This is a genomic window from Eubacterium multiforme (genome assembly GCF_030813415.1).
In the GTDB taxonomy this organism is placed as follows: Bacteria; Bacillota; Clostridia; order Clostridiales; family Clostridiaceae; genus Clostridium; species Clostridium multiforme.
In genome coordinates this window covers 1-18,281 of record NZ_JAUSUF010000004.1, presented here as the reverse complement: position 1 = coordinate 18,281, position 18,281 = coordinate 1, and the positions used below count along the sequence as shown (strand labels likewise).

The window sequence follows — 18,281 nt, the reverse complement described above, 5'->3', positions numbered from 1 at the left end:
AAAAATTACACTTTTTCTTTTTAAATATGTAATTTTTAATTACACTGTAACTTTAAATTACACTATTTTAATCTTTTAAGTTTTATAATAAAAAAATATAAACCTTTATTATATTTAATAATCTGCTAATAAAAATAAAGTAAATAAAAAAGGTAGTAATAATTGTTAATTAAGTGACAATTATTACTACCTTCAAAATATATATTATTTTTTAGCTATTTCAACTCTAAGCTTTTTACCCTTTATTGTTTTTTCTTTTAATTCCTTCAAAACTTTTTTGCCTTTATTATTAAGTATTTCAACAGTTGAACCTGTATCATTAACTTCAATAATACCTATATCTTCTTTTTCTATACCATCAATACTCATTATAGTTCCAACAATATCAATAACTCTTATTTTCTTTTTCTTTCCACCATTTAAATATAGTTTAGTTATATTTTTTGTAATTTTTTTAGTTTGTTTTTTAATGACAGGTTTACTTTTTAATAATTTTATTCTTTCTTCTTTATTAAATTCTTTATTCTCTTCTTTGTAATCTTCTATTTTAAATCCAATATATTCTTCAATTCTATCTAAATATTTATCTTCATAAGGTGTCATTAATGTTATTGATTTACCCTTTGTTCCTGCTCTTCCAGTTCTTCCTATTCTGTGCACATAACTTTCCTTCTCAACTGGAATATCAATATTTATTACATGAGTAATATTATGAACATCAATTCCTCTTGCTGCAATATCAGTAGCTATAAGAATTCTAAATTTTCCTTCCTTAAATTCATTCATTTTTTTTGTTCTATCCTTTTGAAGCATATCACCATGAATTTTATCTACTGAATATCCTTTATCTTTAAAATAATTAAAATAATTTTCTACATTATCTTTAGTTCTACAAAACATTATTGCAGTTTCTGGCCCTTCCTTTAATAATATTTCATTAACCTTTTCAAGTTTTTCTTTTCCTGAAACTTTAATTAATCCATGAGTTATTCTATCTGTTATTAAGCCTTGTTCTTTAATTTTAATAACTACTGGCCTATTCATATGTTTTTCTGTTAACTCATTAATCTTCTCTGGCATAGTTGCTGAAAAAAGCATTGTAACTCTCTTTCTAGTTATTCTTCTACAAACCCCTTCAACTTGACCTATGAATCCCATATTAAACATTTCATCAGCTTCATCTATAACTAAATATTTAAAGGCTTTACCATTTAAATTTCCATTATCTAAATGATCTAATACTCTTCCTGGAGTTCCAACAACTATGTGAACTTTTCCTTTTAAACTTCTCTCTTGATCTTTAAAGGACTCCTTTCCAACTAAAGATACAACTCTAATCCTTTTATATCTCCCAATGTTTGTAATATCATCTTTTATTTGCATTGCAAGTTCTCTAGTTGGTGCAAGTATAAGAACCTGTGGAGTATTCTCTTCCCAATCTATCTTTTCACATAGAGGAATACCAAAGGCTGCTGTTTTACCACTACCTGTTTGTGCTTTAACAATTAAATCCTTATTAAATAAAGCTTCCTTAATTACAAGCTTTTGAACTTCACTTGGTTTAATATATCCTAAATCATTTAATGAATTAATTATTTCTTTACTTAAATTATACTTTTCAAATTCGTTTTTCATATTTTTCTCCATTACTTTTTATTTTACTTATTTACTATAACACAAATTTTTATTCATAAACAAAAAAAGCAATCTTAAAGATTACTTTTTTTTAATTATTTTTATATTTTAATCTATGCTTTAAGTAAGTTTTAGTTTTTGATAACTTTAAAACTTACTTAACTACACAGATATCTTCTATATTAAATTATTTGTAGATCTTTCTAATATTCCAGTTAAAAATGCAAGTACAACTCCATAGTTAGTTATTGGAACTTCTTTTTCATTACATTGTTTAACTCTATTTAAAACTGTTTTTCTATTAATCATGCAAGCTCCACAATGAATTATTAAATCGTATTTTTCTATATTTTCCGGGAAATCATGACCTACTCTAAAGGTAAAATTAAGTTTTCCTCCAACATATTTTTCTAAAAGCTTTGGAATTTTAACTCTTCCTATATCTTCATGAGAAACATTATGAGTACAACTTTCTGAAATTAAAATATTATCATTAGGTTTTAAATTTCTTATTTTATTTACACCTTCTATAAATGCATTTAAATCTCCCTTTTGTCTTGCAAAAAGAATTGAAAAACTTGTAAGTTTAATATTTTTAGGTACTATTTCACTTACCCTTTTAAAAGCTTGTGAATCTGTAATTACTAAATCTATATCCTTTAAATCCTTTAAAGCATCTTCAAGTTCTGTATCTCTTACAACATAACTTTTAATTCCATTATCTAAACAATCTCTTATAAGTTGAACTTGTGGAAGTATAAGTCTTCCTTTTGGTGCCTCTGAATCAACTGGTACTACTAATACTACCTTACCATTATAAGGAACTAAGTCTCCAATTAAAGATTTTTCATCCTCTTCTTTTTCTAAAATTTCAACTAGATTTTCCTTTAATTCTTCTATTCCTATATTAGTAACAGTTGATGTGCAAATAACATCTTCGTACTTATCATTTAAAGTTTCAACAATTTCTTTATTTGCAACTTCTGCTTTATTTGCAACAACAATAAATGGAATATTATATCTTAAAGCTTCAATTTTCCATTTATTAAAAGATTCAAAATCTGGACTTGATGCATCAAGAACAAAAACTGCAACATCAGTCTTTTTTAAAACTTCCATAGTCTTTTTAATTCTAAGACTTCCAAGTTCTGATTTGTCTTCAAGTCCTGCAGTATCTATTAAAAGAATAGGACCAACTGGAATAAGTTCCATAGCTTTTTGTACTGGATCAGTTGTTGTTCCCATAACCTCAGATACTAAAGACATTTCTTGTCCAAGTATTTTGTTCATCAATGAGGATTTACCACTATTTGTATTACCAAAAATAGCAATATGCTTTCTGTTTGAATTAGGTGTATTATTCATAACTTTCATCTCCTATTATAGGAAAAGGTCTCTTTTGCCTTCCTTTAGTTTTTTCATATTATTTAAAACTATATTTTTTGTTTTTTCATTTTCAATTTCATTTGCAACCTTTTGGGCAGTTTTTAAGGCCTTTTCCTTAAATTCTTCATCACCATAATCTAAGGCATATTCTACAAGTGTTGTTATAGCATTAGGCTCACATACATTTTGTATCTCTCCACTCTTTGCAAGAGACATAAATCTATCACCAGTTCTTCCTTTTCTATAACAAGCTGTACAATAACTTGGTATATATCCATCATCTAACAATTCTTTAATAATTTCAAGTGGTGTTCTTTCATCTGATGTTTCAAATTGCTTATCATCATGACCTTTTTCTTCTCTTTCCTTATAGCCCCCAACACCTGTACTTGAACCTGCTGAAACTTGAGAAACTCCATATCTTAATACTTCCCTTCTCATATCAGCACTTTCTCTTGTTGAAAGTATTATTCCTGTAAAGGGAACTGCTATTCTAAGAACTGCAACTACTCTTTTAAACATTTCATCTGTTAAAAGATGTGGAAAGTTTTCCATTGTAACTCCCTTTGCCTTTCTAAGTCTTGGAACAGAAATTGTATGGAATCCAACTCCAAACTTTTCTTCTAAATGAGCATTATGCATCATAAGTCCTAAAACTTCAAACTTAGGATCATAAAGTCCAAATAAAGCTCCAGCTCCAACATCATCAATTCCAGCTTCCATAGCTCTATCAAAGGCAGTTAAATGATATTCATAACTACTTTTTAATGATTTTGGATGCATTTTATCATATGTTGGCTTATGATAAGTTTCTTGGAATAATATATAAGTTCCAATTCCAGCTTCTTTAAGCATTTTATATTCAGAAACTTTAGTTGCTGCAATATTTACATTAACTCTTCTAATTTCTCCATTTTCATTTTGAGTATTATAAATTGTTTTTAAGCAATCAAGAACATATTCAATTGGTGCATTTACTGGATCTTCTCCAAGTTCTAATGCAAGTCTTTTGTGTCCCATCTTTTCTAAAATTCTAACTTCCTGTGCAACTTCTTCTTGAGTTAATTTTCTTCTTTTAAATGGATTGCATCTTTGATAACCACAGTAAACACAATTGTTTACACAATAATCACTTACATAAAGAGGAGCAAACATTACTATTCTCTTTCCGTATATGCTTAATTTTATTTCTCCAGCTAACTTATACATTTCTTTTTCAATATCCTTATCTTCTATTGATAAAAGAATTGCTATATCTTTATAGCTTAATTTTTCTTTATTTTTTGCTTTTTTTAAAACTTCTCTTGCTTCTTCTTTAGTTGGATTTTTTGTTTCTTCTAATATTTCATTAATTAATTCATGATTTATAAACATACTTTATTTACTCCTCCAAAAGTATTATTAAAATTATTTAATTATAAGAATAGGTCTCTTTCACCATTCTTTAATCTTTCAATATTTTTTAATGTTATAGCTCTAGTTTTTTCATTTTTAATTTCACTAGCTATTTTTACAGCTGTTTTTAATGCCTTTTCTTTAAGGTCTTCATCTCCATAATCTAATGAGAATTCTACAAGGGTAGATATGGCGTTAGGCTCACATACATTTTGTATTTCTCCACTCTTTGCAAGGGACATAAACCTATCTCCAGTTCTACCCTTTCTGTAACACGCAGTACAATAACTTGGTATATAACCATCTTCTAATAAATCTTTTATTATTTGAACTGATGAATCTGCATCAAATAATTTAAATTGTTCATCATCATTTAAATTTAATGCTCTCTTTTTATAACCACCAACAACTGTACTTGATCCTGAAGAAATTTGAGATATACCATATTTTAATGCTTCTCTTCTTATTTCACCAGGTTCTCTTTCAGTAATTATCATTCCTGTAAATGGAACTGCTATTCTAAGAACTGCAACAACTCTTTTAAACATTTCATCTGTTAAAAGATATGGGAACTCTTCCATTGTAACTCCTTTTGCTTTTCTAAGTCTTGGAACAGAAATTGTATGGAATCCAACTCCATATTTTTCTTCTAAATGAGCATTATGCATCATAAGTCCTAAAACTTCAAATCTTGGATCTGCAAGTCCAAATAAAACACCAGCTCCAACATCTTCAATTCCAGCATCCATTGCTCTATCAAAAGATGTTAAGTGATATTCATAATCACCTTTTATTGAATTTGGGTGTACTCTTTCATAAATTGGCTTATTATAAGTTTCTTGGAATAATACATATGTTCCTATTCCAACATCCTTTAACTTTTTGTAATTTTCTTCTGTTGTTGCTGCTATATTTACGTTAACTCTTCTAATTTCGCCATTATCTTGTTGAGTGTTATATATTGTCTTTAAAGAATCTACAACATATTCAATTGGTGCATTTTCTGGATCTTCCCCAAGTTCTAATGCAAGTCTTTTATGTCCCATCTTTTCTAGAAGTCTAACTTCTTCTGCAATTTCCTCTTGAGTTAATTTCTTTCTTTTAAAATCATTACATTTGTGATATCCACAGTATATACAATTATTTACACAATAATCACTTATGTAAAGAGGGGCAAATAAAACTATTCTCTTTCCATATATACTTTCTTTAATTTCTCCAGCTAACTTAAAAATTTCTTTTTCAACTTCTTTATCCTTTGTAGCTAAAAGTATTGCTATGTCTTTATAACTTAAAGTTTCTCTTCTTTTTGCCTTTTCAATTGCTTCTCTTGCTTCCTCTTTACTTGGATTTTTTGTTTCTTCTAAAATTCCGTTTATTAACTCGTGATTTATAAACATTTTTCTCCTCCTAGTACTTTTTTAAATTATTTTTTTCCCAGGCTACATTATCTCCTCTTGATACTTCAACTTCATATCCAAATCTTTTCATTCTATTTGCTATACACATTCTACATTCAGCTGCCTCATCTCCAGTACAGATTTTTCCGTCATATAAAGCATATTTATCCCTTACATCTGTTGGTGAAAGATTTGGCATAACAACATTTGCTCCAGCCTTTATTCCCTTTTCTCTTCCTATAGGATCTATAGTTCCAAGTGCCGTAGTTGCAGGTAATAATACATCTGGAAGTAAAAGTCTAACTAGTGAAAGCATTATAACAGTTTTCTCAAGAGTTCCTCCCTTTTCATGTCCAAGTGGAGTATCTTTTTGCGGAATAAATGGTCCTATACCACACATATGAGGTTTTAATTCTTTTACATACATTAGATCATTTACTAAATCCTCATTTTTTTGATTTGGTAATCCTACCATAAATCCTGCACCTATTTGATATCCTATTTCCTTTAAATTCTTTAAACATTCTCTCCTATTTTCAAAAGAAGCACCTGGGTGAAGTTTCTCATATAATTCTTTTGTTGCAGTTTCATGTCTTAAAAGATATCTATCTGCTCCTGCTTCAAACATTTTTTTATAAGATTCATAACTTCTTTCCCCAATAGAAAGTGTAATTGCATTTTCTGGATGTCTTCTCTTTATTTCTTTTATTATTTCAACCATTTTATCATCTGTAAAATAGCTGTCTTCTCCTCCTTGAAGTACAAAGGTTTTATATCCTAATTTATCTCCAAGGTCTGTACAAGAAATTATTTCATCAAAAGTTAATCTATATCTATCAGCATCTTTGTTCTCTCTTCTTATTCCACAATAACAGCAATTCATTTTGCAGTAATTTGTAAATTCAATAAGCCCTCTCATATAAACTTTGTTCCCATAATTTTGAGTACGAATTTCATTAGCCTTTTTAGCTAAATACTGTTCTTCCTCTTCTGTAATATTATCTAAAAGATATAATAATTCTTCTCTTTTAGCATTATGCTCCTTATAAAGCTTATCAATAATATTTATTACTTTCATAACTTTTCCTTTCACCTAAATCTCCTTTTTTGCTATTGCAGTTTTAACTGTAACTCCATTAATATTACCAAGTTTTCCTGTTAAACTATTTATTTCATTTAACTCTCCTGTAACAGTTATACAAATAACTGAAATTCCCTCTTCAAAAGGTATTCCCATTCTTCCTCTTACGCTTCCCCTAAAGTTTGAAACTATTTTATTAAACTCTTCTTGGCAAATTTCTGGAGATTCAAGTATAGCACTAATTACAGCAATTTTTTTCATAAATAAACCCCTCCTAATAAATAAAAAAGCTAACTTCCTTTAAATTAAAGAAAATTAGCTAAAACTGCATTACTAATAAGGATGATACTTAAACCTATCCCTACTATACTAAATATACATTTTGAATTAACTTTCTTTCAGATTAGACATCTCTTTTCTGTTAGATTTTAATTATAAATTTAAAGGAACAAATAGAAAAAGATTCCTCTCTTAATATTTGAACATTACTTATTATAATATATTTTTATTAAAATTTATATACCTAAATTCATTAAAACACTATCTATTATCTGTTTTTTCTTTTCTGTTAAATATTCACCATAATAATTTTTATTTTCATCTAAATTATCTATATACATTAAGAAAAAGTTATCAAATTCCCATTTATATCTATCTTCTATTTCATCTACGATTTCTCTAAATTCTTCAATAGAGTTACTCTTTTTAAACTTTCTTATTTTACCTTCTAATAAAGTGTTATACTCTTTTATTTTAGAGGATATTCTTCCTATAACTTTTCTTTTATTTTTTAAAAAGTACTTTTCAAATTCTGTTTTTAATGTAGAAAGTTCATCTATTGTATATCCTCTTCTTTCAATATATATAATAGCCTCTCCTTTTAAAAACACATTACTAATTATTTCTTCAGCAAACTCTGAATCATTATTAAATTTATCTAAATATTCTTTTCCACCTACTATTTCTATAGCTTTTTTTAAATGTCTAATTGACTCTTCTATTCTTTTATCCTTTAATTCAATAATCATACTTATCTCCTTTTTTTATTTGCACATACTAATTATATATATTATAGTTGGTAAAAAAAATATTGTCTATGTTATAATAAAACATATTATTATTTAACTAATTAATAAATTTTTAATATATTTTGGGATTTTTTTATAACAATTCCATATTTAACATAAATTATAAAATAATTATTGCGAGGTTTATTATGAACTTACTTGATAACATAAAAGAAAGATTAAAACCTTTTAAAAATTTATATGATTTTATACGATTAGTAGACCCTATTAACAACAAAGTAATTAATACATATTATTCTAGCTCTAAATTAGAATTTGAAGATTTTCCTTGTTATAAATTTTGGAATAAAAATCAAAGATGTAAAAATTGTATTTCTTCAAATGCTTATTTAGAAAATGATACCTTTGTAAAATTAGAGGTATGCGGTTCTAAAGTATTTTTAGTTACAGCTGTTCCTTTTATTGTTAATGAAAAAACATATATTGTTGAATTATTAAAAGATATCTCCAAAAGGAATTTATTTATTAAGGGTGAATCAAATAAAACAATTGAAAGTTTAATAAAAAATATAGAAACTTCCTTATATAAAGATGAATTAACAGGTCTTTATACTAAACGTATTATATATGAAAAGTTAGAAAAACTTATTTCCTTAAATACTTCACCTATATCTTTAATAATATTAGATATTGATTTATTTAAATCTATAAATGATAATTATGGTCATATTGTTGGAGATAAAGTTTTGAAATTTTTTGCAAATACTATTAATTCTTGTATAAAAGATGAAAATCATTATTTAGGGAGATTTGGGGGAGAAGAATTTATTATTGTTTTGGCAAATTCTAATATGGAAGATTCAAATATTTTAGCAGAAAAAATTAGAAAAACAGTAGAACAATCTACCTATGATGAAGATAATTTAAATATTAAGTTAACTTGTAGTTTAGGGGGCTATACTATAAAAGATACTACTAATATATCTATTGAAGATTTTGTATATTTAGCAGATAAAAATTTATATAAAGCAAAAAATAGTGGTAGAAATGCTACTGTTTTTTCAAAGAATATATAGAAAAAGCTATGACTAAATTTAGTCATAGCTTTATTTAAAAATTTACTTATTAATATTAGCAAATTTTTCTTTCTATTTTGAATACTCCCATATACTTAAACGTATTTTTGATCCATCTTCTGAAAGTTCTATTGTAGCCATATCTCTTTTTTTATTCCATTTAATATCTTTTGCAGTAAAGACATCACCATTTTCTAATAATATTTTTACTTTTAATGGATTTTTAGAAGTTTCATATTTTTTTTGTAACTTTTTAATATTGTAAACTCTTTTATCTTTTTCTAATAAAACTGTTTCTACAAGTTCATCATTTTCACTATCTCTAAGTTCAATTTTATGAGGTAATGCCAACTTGTCCTTAACCTTTATTTCAAAGTTTTTTCCTGAAACTTCTTTATTTTTATGATTAATATTTATTTTTATATTACCAGCTTCTTTCAATTCACTATCATGTTGTGGTGCAACTTTAAATCCATACATTTCAAGTTTATCAATATTAATATTTTTCTCTAATCTATTACTATCCGTAACTATAATTGAAAGACCAGAAAGATCTAATTTTTCACCTTTTAAATAATCTAATTTTTTTGGTAAACTGCTAATTTCAAAAGATTTTATTTTTTCTGAATCAAAACTAATGTTTCTTAAAAATTCAACTCTATATCCAGTTTGTGGATACATAGACATAGTAGATTCTGTTTCTTCTTTTAATTGTTCAACATCAACAAAACACATTGTTTTATTATTATTCCACTTTGAAGTTGAAGTTACTAGTTTATCATTAGCATCATATACTTCTATTTTAGTAAAATCAGTATCTTTACCATCTTCAAGTTTAATTTCTCTTGCAAATTTATTATTAGATCCCTTTAAATCTATTATTTCTTCAGTTTTATTATCTCTAATAAATTTTATTTTACCTAGTTCTTTATATATTCTTTTCTTAGAAAGTTGTATCTCCGTATTTACTGCAGCTCCAGATGCTCTATGAGTAAAGGTAACAGGTACTCTCATCATTCCAGTTAATCTTTTATCTTTTGGATTTATAATAGCTTTATCAGCTATATTACAATCTATTCCATTTTCTTTAAGCTCACTAAATTTAATTCTTTTTTCAGTAAGATCTTTATATGTTATAGATAATTCAACTTTACTTAAATCAATTGGTTCTCCATAGACAGCTGTTGCACTTGGCTTTTTTACTATTGTTAATTTTCTTACGCTATCATCTAATTTTCTCTCTGACTTACTTAGTGCATTATTAATTGCCTCTATTATACCTCTAGATGAATATGTAGCTCCACTTACTACTTCATAGTCTTTTATTCTCTCATCTTTATCAGAAGCATTAGCCATTTTAGCCTTTAGCTTTTCAATCCTTTCTTCCTTTTCAATTAGCCCCATATCTATAACTTTTGAAAAGTCTTCTTTCATTTTTCCTGTTGAATTATTTTTAATTATTTTATCAAATAGTTTTCTTACTTTTCTATCAAATCCTTCATCATCGTTAAAAGTTTTAATTTCTATTGAAACTATTTTTCCATCTTTTATTTCAACTTCAACTTCATTGTCACCTACAGTTTTCGCCTTAAATCCTGAGCCAGTTCCTATCCATTTCCCATCATTATATTTTTTGTTACTATCTTCAGTATTTGGTTTTGGCATTGGCTTAGTTTCTGGTTTTACTGTTGGCTTTGTTTCTGGCTTTGAATCTGTTTTTTTATGATTTTCTTTAGTATCCTTTTTTGCCATTGTTCCATCTTTTTTAATTGCCTTTTTTAAGGATCTATTAATGGCATCTATTATTCCTCTACTTGAATATGTAGCTCCTGAAACTGTGTCTACTCCTTCAGTTCCATTATTTTTTAATATTTTATGTATTACCCCTTTAGCATTATTTAAATATTCATAATCATCACTATTGCTGATTACTTTTATGTCTGCTAACTTTCCATTTTTTATTATAGTTTTAACCTTTATATTTCCTCTAAAACCTGGTGCTTCCCCTATATATTCACCATCTTTTAGTTTATGCTCTTTTGTGTTAATTTTCCCACTACTTAAATATCTATCTATATTCTTTTTAGCTAGACTTACTCCCCTAGTTTCACTATTAGTATTACTATTATTATTTACAATTTTATCTTCATTAACCTTGGTAACCTTTATTCCAGCTTTAGAAATAGCATCTCTAACTGCATTTTTTATACCATTGGAAGTTAATGTTGCCCCTGAAATTGAATCAACATTTGTAGAATTTGAATTTAAAATATTATCTATAACCTTTTTACCATTTTCATAATATTGTGGTGTTTCTGAATGAGATACTACTTCAACATTTTTAATTTTACTATCTTCTATAGTAACCTTAACTTTAATTTCTCCACCATATCCCTTTGATGCTCCAAAGTATGTCCCATCCTTTACTTTACTTAAATTTATAGCTTTTTGATCCTCTTCTTTTTTATCCTCTTTTTTTTCTTCTTCTTTATCTTTAATAACTATATCTTGTGCATTTTGATTTTCTTTTGAAACCTCTAATGTATTTTTTTTACTAAACATATTATATGGATCTACTACTGCAAAACTAGCTGCACCAACTACTATTGTAGTAAAAAGTCCCCCTATGATTATATTTTTATTTTTCATAAATTACCCCCTATTTAGCATCTTTCAATGCATCTTTTATAGCGCTTTTAATACCCTTTGAACTCATAGTTGCCCCACTTACAGATTCCACTTCAATATTTTGTGTTTCTACTATTTTAGGTATGAGTTTTTTTGCTTCTTTTATGTATGATTCATCGTCTGAAGTTTTAATAACTTCAATATTTTTAATCTTTCCTCCATCTACTTTAACTGAGACTTTGGTTTTTCCTTCATAGCCTTCCCCTGTGCCTTCATACTTTCCATCTTTATATTTCTTTTCTATATTCCCCTTACTATTAGAAGTATCTTTTTCATCATTATTTTTATTACAACCAACTACAGAAACACTTAAAATACAAGTAAGAATTAATAATCCTATTTTCTTATTCATTTTTTATTCTCCTAATAAAAATTCTGTATTGCCTTTAAAATTATTACTAAATATTACTTCTCCCTTTTTAGTTATAAATATCCCATCTACTCCATCTAATGAATTAATTAAATCAATTCCCTTCTTCTCTCCCAATGCTAAACATACTGTACTAAGCCCATCTCCATCTACTGATTTGTCTGAAACAATAGTAACTTGTGAAATATTATTATCATAAGGATATCCATTAAAGGGACTTAAAATATGATGATAAATCTTTCCATCCTTTTCAAAATACCTTTCATATATACCAGAAGAAACAATTGATTTGTCAGAAATATTTAAAGCTCCAATTGATTCCCCTCTAGTTTCAAAAGGTTTTTGTACTCCAATTTTAAATTTATCCCCATTTTTATGACTGCCAATACATAGAATATTTCCCCCTAAATTTATTATTCCACTTTTAACCCCCTTACCTTCTAAATGATCCTTTAACCTGTCTGCTATATATCCCTTTGCAATTGCACCAAGATCTATAGACATATTTTCTTTTCTAAACCTAACTGTATTATCTATTATTTCTATGTCTTTATAATTTACCTGTTTTAAATTTTTCTCTATTTCTTTTTTATTTGGGATTTCTTTTTTTGAATCTTTAAAATTCCATAAAGCACCTATAGGCTCTATAGTAATATCAAAAGCACCTTTTGATATCTCACTATAATATAATCCCTTTTTTATAACATTTAATGTTTCATTATGTACTTTATATCCATCAGTTCCACTATTATTTAACCTATAAATATCACTATCTTCTATAGTTTTACTTAATAAATTTTCATAAAAACTACAAAGAGAAAATGCTTCATCTAATAAATCTTTATTTTCACTATCAAATATTTTTACATCTATTACTGTATCTAATAAAAATCCTTGCTTTGATACTTCTAAAGGCTTGCTATTATTTTTTTTATATAAATATAAACTAAGAGAAAAAATTAAAACTAGAAGAATACAAATTAAACTTAAAAAATAAATTTTATACTTACTTTTTATTACCATCCCTCCTTTTACCATGCAAATGATATGTATTCTCATTTGTTTTTTATAGTATCATCCTTTTTTATCCTTGTCAATTAATATATTTGCTTAAATTTAATTTTTTTAAGTACAACAAAATATACTTAGAACAAAAACCTATAAATATACCTGTTGGTATAGCTATTAAAATTAAAATAGGCATATAAAAAATAACAGCAGAACTCCCCAAAATTAAAATTGCAACTAATATTTGTCCTATATTATGAAAAACTGCCCCAACTATACTTATTCCTATGATAGATATATTTTCTTTAAAAATACTCATAAAAATTATTATAAAAATAAAACTAAAACTTGCACCACCTAAACTATACATTAGCTTTGACATACTGCCTGCAAAAAATACAGATAACAAAATTCTAATACTTAAAACAGTAAAAGCTTTTTTATAACCTAAAGTATAAATAGCTATCATAGTAACAATATTGGCAAGTCCAAGTTTTGCTCCTGGCATTAAAAAAGGCACTGGTATTAGACTTTCAATTTTACTTAATACTAGAGCCTGAGATATAAGTAATGACATATATACTAATTTTGTTGTTTTAGTCATAAAGACCCCCTTATAAATATATTTAATTTTTTAACTCTTTTATTTCTATAATTACTTTATTAGGCAAACATACTATTGTCTGACCGATTTTATATATGTATCCATGTTGTTTACATAGCTTGTCTTTACAATTTGCATCAACAATTCTAATCTTATTGTTAATTATTTTTACTTTGTTTAATCCTAAATCGCTTTTTACTTCTAGTTCCTCCTCTCCTTTGTGGTTGTCCAATCTTATTTTTTTATATTCTTTTCCATTTACCGTTATTCTTGCATAAACTTTATCACTCTTTTCACCAATAAAATATACTATCCCACAACCTAAAATAGATATTATTAAAAATATGGATGTTATAATGATCTCTACTTTTTTTATTTTTTTCATAAAAAAACTCCTTTTGTTTAGTTGTATTTTAAACTAGTATTATTTTAGATATAACTGCACAATAACCTTAGTTTCAATTGAAATTAATTATCATCGTTTATGATATCATATATTTTTTTAATTATAAAGCTAATATTTTCTTATTTTTTTCTTGACTAATTTATTAAATCAATATATAATTCACTTGATAATTGTTTTCAATTGCAAGGAGGTCTTACATGATAGTTATTATTTTAATCTTACTTTTATCGATTTTAAGTATTAAATATTCTAAACAGATAAAAAAATATTCTATATTTCTTTATGTTTTATCAGTAATAATATCTATAGCATTTATAGTAATATTAAAACTAAATTTAACTTCTAATTTTCCAGTATTTATAAATAAATATTTTATAAATATATTTTCTAGAGGTACAATATCTTTAGCTTTATTTACTATAGTTATGTTTACTGGTGTTTTAAACAATTCTTCAAACATAAAGAAAAAACTTATGAGCATTCGTGGTGAATTATCCATAATAGCTTGTATTATAACTTTAGGACATAATATTTTATATGGCATGTTTTATTTTCCAACCTTTTTTACAAATCCAAGTAAATTATCTACATTCAAATTAATAGCTACTTCAATATCATTACTTATGATCATTTTAATGTTGCCATTAATGATTACATCTTTTAGGTTTGTAAGAAAGAAAATGCGTTATAAAACTTGGAAAAACATTCAAAGAACTGCCTATTTATTTTATGGCTTAATTTATATACATATTTTATTTTTATTTATTCCAAAATTACAAAGTGGTAAATTTTTAGATTTATTAATTTATAGTTTAATTTTTCTTTCTTATTATCCACTTCGTATATTTAAATATATTAAAGATAAAAACAAAGTAAAATTAAACAGACTAAAGACAAATACTCAAAGCAATTATCAATAATTTATAGATTAACATAACACCTTAAAATTCTCCTTTTTTAAATTATCACCTTAGTTTTTCGAGGAGAATTTATAAAAGCTATTAGCTTTTATAGTATATATTTTTCATAAAAAAAGGTACACTTTAAGTAGAATTTAAAACTCTACATTAAAGTGTACCTTTTTTGTTTTATATTATCTTTTATTTCTTTTTTCTAAATTTACTTTAAGTCTTTCAAGTCCAATGATTATAGCTCCACCTATTATAAAATAAATTATACTAAATGAACTCATATTCATAGGTGCTTGTGGTACTTTTAAAGATGTTGGTCCCATAACTACTGCATATAATGATCCTATCATTAACCCTATAATACAATATATTGTTTGTGACCTATAATTAGATAAAGCATATTTTACACCCTTTATAGTAACTGCTATTCCAGCTAATACTCCAAAGCCAAATATCATAACTATTGGTAAATAATCAAAGTTAAACTTTATAACTTCTTTAACTGCTCCAAGTATTGGTGCATAAAGTCCAAATATTAAAAGAATAGTTGATCCTGATATTCCTGGTAAAACCATAGCTGATATTGCAATCATAGCTGCAAAAAATATATAAACTATAAGTCCAAAATTTAAGTGATCAGTTGAAACTATTACACCATTACCTCCAGAGGATGCTGGATTAAAATATGTAATTCCTGCAACAATTAATATACCTATAATTAAAAATATTATATTTTTATATTTACCAATTATACTACTTCTTTCTTCTTTAAATATTATTGGAATTGCAACAATAATAAATCCTATAAAAAGTGAACTTATTTCATAAATATGACTTTCAAAAACTGATGTTATAAATAGTACAGATAATATAAATCCAACTATCCATCCTATACCAAGTTTAATTAAAAACTTTATTGCATTTATCCTTTTTTCTTTTGTTCCAACAACTACATCATTTAATGAATTTATAAACTTATCATAAAATCCTAAAATAAATGCAATAGTTCCTCCAGAAACTCCAGGGACACTGTCAGCTAATGCCATACAAAAACCTCTTATGAAATTGATAATGTACATTACATCTCTCCTCTTAATTTAAAGTTATTTACTAATTTTTTAGTATCAGACTATATTTTACAATTTTTCCTTATAAAAAGCTACCTTTTTATATATTCTTTATAAATAATTAAGGAGATAAAATTATAATGAAATTTATCTCCTAATAACTATGCTATAAACATTTTTAAAATCTCTACTATAAGCCCAGAAATTACTGCACTTAATGGAACTGTTAAAATCCAAGCCCATATAATGTTTTTAGCAACTCCCCATTTAACAGATTTAATATTTTTTGATGCTCCAACTCCCATTATTGTAGTTGTAATAACTTGTGTAGTACTTACTGGGGCATCAAAAAGAGTAGCTCCAAGTATTGATGTAGCTGCACCAATTTGAGCTGCAAATCCACTTACTGGTGTAAGTTTTGCCATTCCACTTCCCATGGTTTTTATTATCTTTTTTCCTCCAATTGATGTTCCAAGTGCCATTGCCATAGCACAGGCTCCTATTACCCAAATAGGTACATCAAATGTACTTATAAGACCTCCACTTAATAAAGCCATGGTAATTATACCCATTGATTTTTGTGCATCATTTCCACCATGGTTAAGAGCCATAAATGCTGATGCTATAATTTGAAGCTTTTGAAATAATCTATTTACCATTCTAGGTTTTAATGGTCTTAGTATCCAATTTAAAGCTACCATTATTATATATCCTAATACAAATCCTATTGCAGGACCAAGAACTAACCATATTATTACATGATTAAATACATTTCCCCATTGAACAACACTAAAAGTTCTATTAAAGGCTATTCCGCCTCCTATTAAAGAACCAATTAAAGCATGGGAAGAACTGCTAGGTATTCCAAAATACCAAGTTAATATATTCCATATTATACATGCAATTAATACTCCAATTAAAACCCATTGAGGCATATATTGATGACTTACAATATCATCCCCAACAGTTTTAGCAACTGCTGTTCCCATAAATGCTCCAATAAAGTTAAATACAGCACAAAGAATTATTGCAGTTTTAGGCTTTAAAGCTCTAGTTGTAATTGTTGTTGCAACTGCTGTTGCTGTATCATGAAATCCATTTATAAAATCGAATGTTAAACATAAAATTACTATAGCTATAGTAATCATAACAGCTGTACTATGCATTCTTCATTACAACTCCTTCAACTATAGCTGCAATTTTTTCACAATCATCTAATGAAATTTCTAAAAGTGAATATATTTCTTTCCATTTTATTATTTCTAATACGTCATCTCCACTTTTAAATAACTTTGTGATTGTTTCTCTATAAACATTATCCCCATTATGTTCTATTTCATTAATCTTTTTTATTTTTTCTATTATTCTATTATTTTTCTTTCCTATCTTTTTAAGTTCTTCCATTAGATTTACAACTTCTTCAGTTATTTCAACAATCATACTACACATTTTTACAGCAGCTTCTCTAGATTCTTTTAAATCATACATAATAAGTCTACTTCCTGCTGAATCAATTGTATCTAAAATATTATCCATCATTTTAATTAATTCATATATATCTTCTCTGTCTAAAGGTGTTATAAAGGCACTTTCAAGTTCTACTATACTATCATGAACTATCTTATCTCCCTTATGTTCTAACTTACCAATAGCCTTAGAATTTTCTTCTTTATTTTCTAATTCAACAAATCCCTTCTTTAACAATTTACCTGCTTCATGAATATTCTTTGCTTGTTCAACAAATAGTACAAAAAATTTATCTTCTTTTGGATTTAAATTGAACATTTTTTTCACTCCTTAAATTAACAGCTAACAGTATTTGAACTGTTCCTTTATTAGTATAATCGTTAGCTTTTTTTATTTAAATGCTTTATGTATTTTGTTTACTTATTGTTTTATTAATTAACTTAAATTTAATATTAAAGGAAATTTCTTTAAATTTAAAAAGGTTTACACTTTTATTTTTGAAACAGTAAAAATAAAGTAATAAGTAACCTTTAATTACCTATTATAAAATTTAAAGAAAATAATTTAATTTTTATTTTTAAATTATTTATTAATATTAAGTAAAAAAATAAAAGACCTAGAGAAAAATTTCTCTAAGCCTTTTACTTTTTATATTTTTATGATTTTAAGCGAAATATCTATCTAATAATCCTTTGAATGCTTGACCATGTCTTGCTTCATCTTTACACATTTCATGTACTGTGTCATGAATTGCATCTA

General features: G+C 26.2%; 17 protein-coding genes and 1 pseudogene. 2 read left to right on the top strand and 16 right to left on the bottom strand.

The window, feature by feature from the left end:
• Window positions 1–204: 204 nt before the first annotated feature.
• The 7 genes from J2S18_RS07400 to J2S18_RS07370 all read right to left on the bottom strand — a co-directional run bounded on the left by J2S18_RS07400 (window position 205) and on the right by J2S18_RS07370 (window position 7,925).
• Entirely contained in the window at window positions 205–1,635 is a 1,431-nt protein-coding gene (locus J2S18_RS07400; RefSeq protein WP_307485212.1) for a DEAD/DEAH box helicase, read from the bottom strand.
• Between the two features lie 177 nt (window positions 1,636–1,812).
• On the bottom strand, window positions 1,813–3,000 hold the full coding sequence (hydF, locus tag J2S18_RS07395) for a [FeFe] hydrogenase H-cluster maturation GTPase HydF (RefSeq protein ID WP_307485209.1): 1,188 nt from the start codon (window positions 2,998–3,000) through the stop codon (window positions 1,813–1,815).
• A 15-nt stretch (window positions 3,001–3,015) separates the two neighbouring features.
• The gene (hydG, locus tag J2S18_RS07390) at window positions 3,016–4,395 is read right to left on the bottom strand and encodes a [FeFe] hydrogenase H-cluster radical SAM maturase HydG (protein WP_307485207.1); all 1,380 of its coding nucleotides are present in this window, start codon (window positions 4,393–4,395) and stop codon (window positions 3,016–3,018) included.
• Window positions 4,396–4,436: 41 nt separating this feature from the next.
• Window positions 4,437–5,816 carry a [FeFe] hydrogenase H-cluster radical SAM maturase HydG gene (gene hydG, locus J2S18_RS07385; protein WP_307485205.1) on the bottom strand — a complete coding sequence of 460 codons (1,380 nt, stop codon included), beginning with the start codon at window positions 5,814–5,816 and terminating at the stop codon, window positions 4,437–4,439.
• 10 nt (window positions 5,817–5,826) lie between these two features.
• Complete coding sequence (gene hydE / locus J2S18_RS07380; RefSeq protein WP_307485619.1) at window positions 5,827–6,894, bottom strand: [FeFe] hydrogenase H-cluster radical SAM maturase HydE; 1,068 nt, start codon at window positions 6,892–6,894, stop codon at window positions 5,827–5,829.
• A 15-nt stretch (window positions 6,895–6,909) separates the two neighbouring features.
• On the bottom strand, window positions 6,910–7,158 hold the full coding sequence (locus J2S18_RS07375) for a TM1266 family iron-only hydrogenase system putative regulator (protein ID WP_209796104.1): 249 nt from the start codon (window positions 7,156–7,158) through the stop codon (window positions 6,910–6,912).
• Window positions 7,159–7,412: 254 nt separating this feature from the next.
• Window positions 7,413–7,925, bottom strand: a complete 513-nt coding sequence (locus tag J2S18_RS07370) for a hypothetical protein (RefSeq protein ID WP_307485202.1) — start codon at window positions 7,923–7,925, stop codon at window positions 7,413–7,415.
• A 188-nt stretch (window positions 7,926–8,113) separates the two neighbouring features.
• On the opposite strand from J2S18_RS07370, the gene J2S18_RS07365 reads away from it, so the two are divergent.
• Window positions 8,114–9,001, top strand: a complete 888-nt coding sequence (locus J2S18_RS07365) for a GGDEF domain-containing protein (RefSeq protein ID WP_307485199.1) — start codon at window positions 8,114–8,116, stop codon at window positions 8,999–9,001.
• Between the two features lie 72 nt (window positions 9,002–9,073).
• Here J2S18_RS07365 and J2S18_RS07360 read toward each other — a convergent pair whose 3' ends face one another.
• The 5 genes from J2S18_RS07360 to J2S18_RS07340 all read right to left on the bottom strand — a co-directional run bounded on the left by J2S18_RS07360 (window position 9,074) and on the right by J2S18_RS07340 (window position 14,056).
• Window positions 9,074–11,650, bottom strand: coding sequence for an FMN-binding protein (locus tag J2S18_RS07360; protein ID WP_307485197.1), 2,577 nt, complete (start codon window positions 11,648–11,650; stop codon window positions 9,074–9,076).
• Window positions 11,651–11,660: 10 nt separating this feature from the next.
• The gene (locus tag J2S18_RS07355) at window positions 11,661–12,041 is read right to left on the bottom strand and encodes an FMN-binding protein (protein WP_307485194.1); all 381 of its coding nucleotides are present in this window, start codon (window positions 12,039–12,041) and stop codon (window positions 11,661–11,663) included.
• Between the two features lie 3 nt (window positions 12,042–12,044).
• Window positions 12,045–13,082: an FAD:protein FMN transferase gene (locus J2S18_RS07350; RefSeq protein WP_307485192.1), complete on the bottom strand. Its 1,038-nt coding sequence runs from the start codon at window positions 13,080–13,082 to the stop codon at window positions 12,045–12,047.
• A gap of 70 nt (window positions 13,083–13,152) precedes the next feature.
• Window positions 13,153–13,671 carry a Gx transporter family protein gene (locus J2S18_RS07345; RefSeq protein WP_307485191.1) on the bottom strand — a complete coding sequence of 173 codons (519 nt, stop codon included), beginning with the start codon at window positions 13,669–13,671 and terminating at the stop codon, window positions 13,153–13,155.
• Between the two features lie 22 nt (window positions 13,672–13,693).
• On the bottom strand, window positions 13,694–14,056 hold the full coding sequence (locus J2S18_RS07340; RefSeq protein WP_307485188.1) for a NusG domain II-containing protein: 363 nt from the start codon (window positions 14,054–14,056) through the stop codon (window positions 13,694–13,696).
• A gap of 218 nt (window positions 14,057–14,274) precedes the next feature.
• Here J2S18_RS07340 and J2S18_RS07335 point away from each other — a divergent pair, with 218 nt between their 5' ends.
• Complete coding sequence (locus J2S18_RS07335) at window positions 14,275–14,997, top strand: hypothetical protein (RefSeq protein WP_307485185.1); 723 nt, start codon at window positions 14,275–14,277, stop codon at window positions 14,995–14,997.
• A 173-nt stretch (window positions 14,998–15,170) separates the two neighbouring features.
• On the opposite strand, the gene J2S18_RS07330 is transcribed toward J2S18_RS07335, so the two are convergent.
• From J2S18_RS07330 to J2S18_RS07315, 4 genes and pseudogenes are all read right to left on the bottom strand, one after another.
• Window positions 15,171–16,067, bottom strand: coding sequence for a DUF368 domain-containing protein (locus J2S18_RS07330; RefSeq protein ID WP_307485182.1), 897 nt, complete (start codon window positions 16,065–16,067; stop codon window positions 15,171–15,173).
• Between the two features lie 149 nt (window positions 16,068–16,216).
• Complete coding sequence (locus J2S18_RS07325) at window positions 16,217–17,221, bottom strand: inorganic phosphate transporter (RefSeq protein ID WP_307485181.1); 1,005 nt, start codon at window positions 17,219–17,221, stop codon at window positions 16,217–16,219.
• Window positions 17,214–17,840, bottom strand: coding sequence for a DUF47 domain-containing protein (locus J2S18_RS07320; protein ID WP_307485178.1), 627 nt, complete (start codon window positions 17,838–17,840; stop codon window positions 17,214–17,216). The genes J2S18_RS07325 and J2S18_RS07320 overlap by 8 nt, the downstream gene beginning before the upstream one ends.
• A gap of 346 nt (window positions 17,841–18,186) precedes the next feature.
• A pseudogene (locus tag J2S18_RS07315) lies at window positions 18,187–18,281 on the bottom strand (NADH peroxidase); the annotation flags it as partial.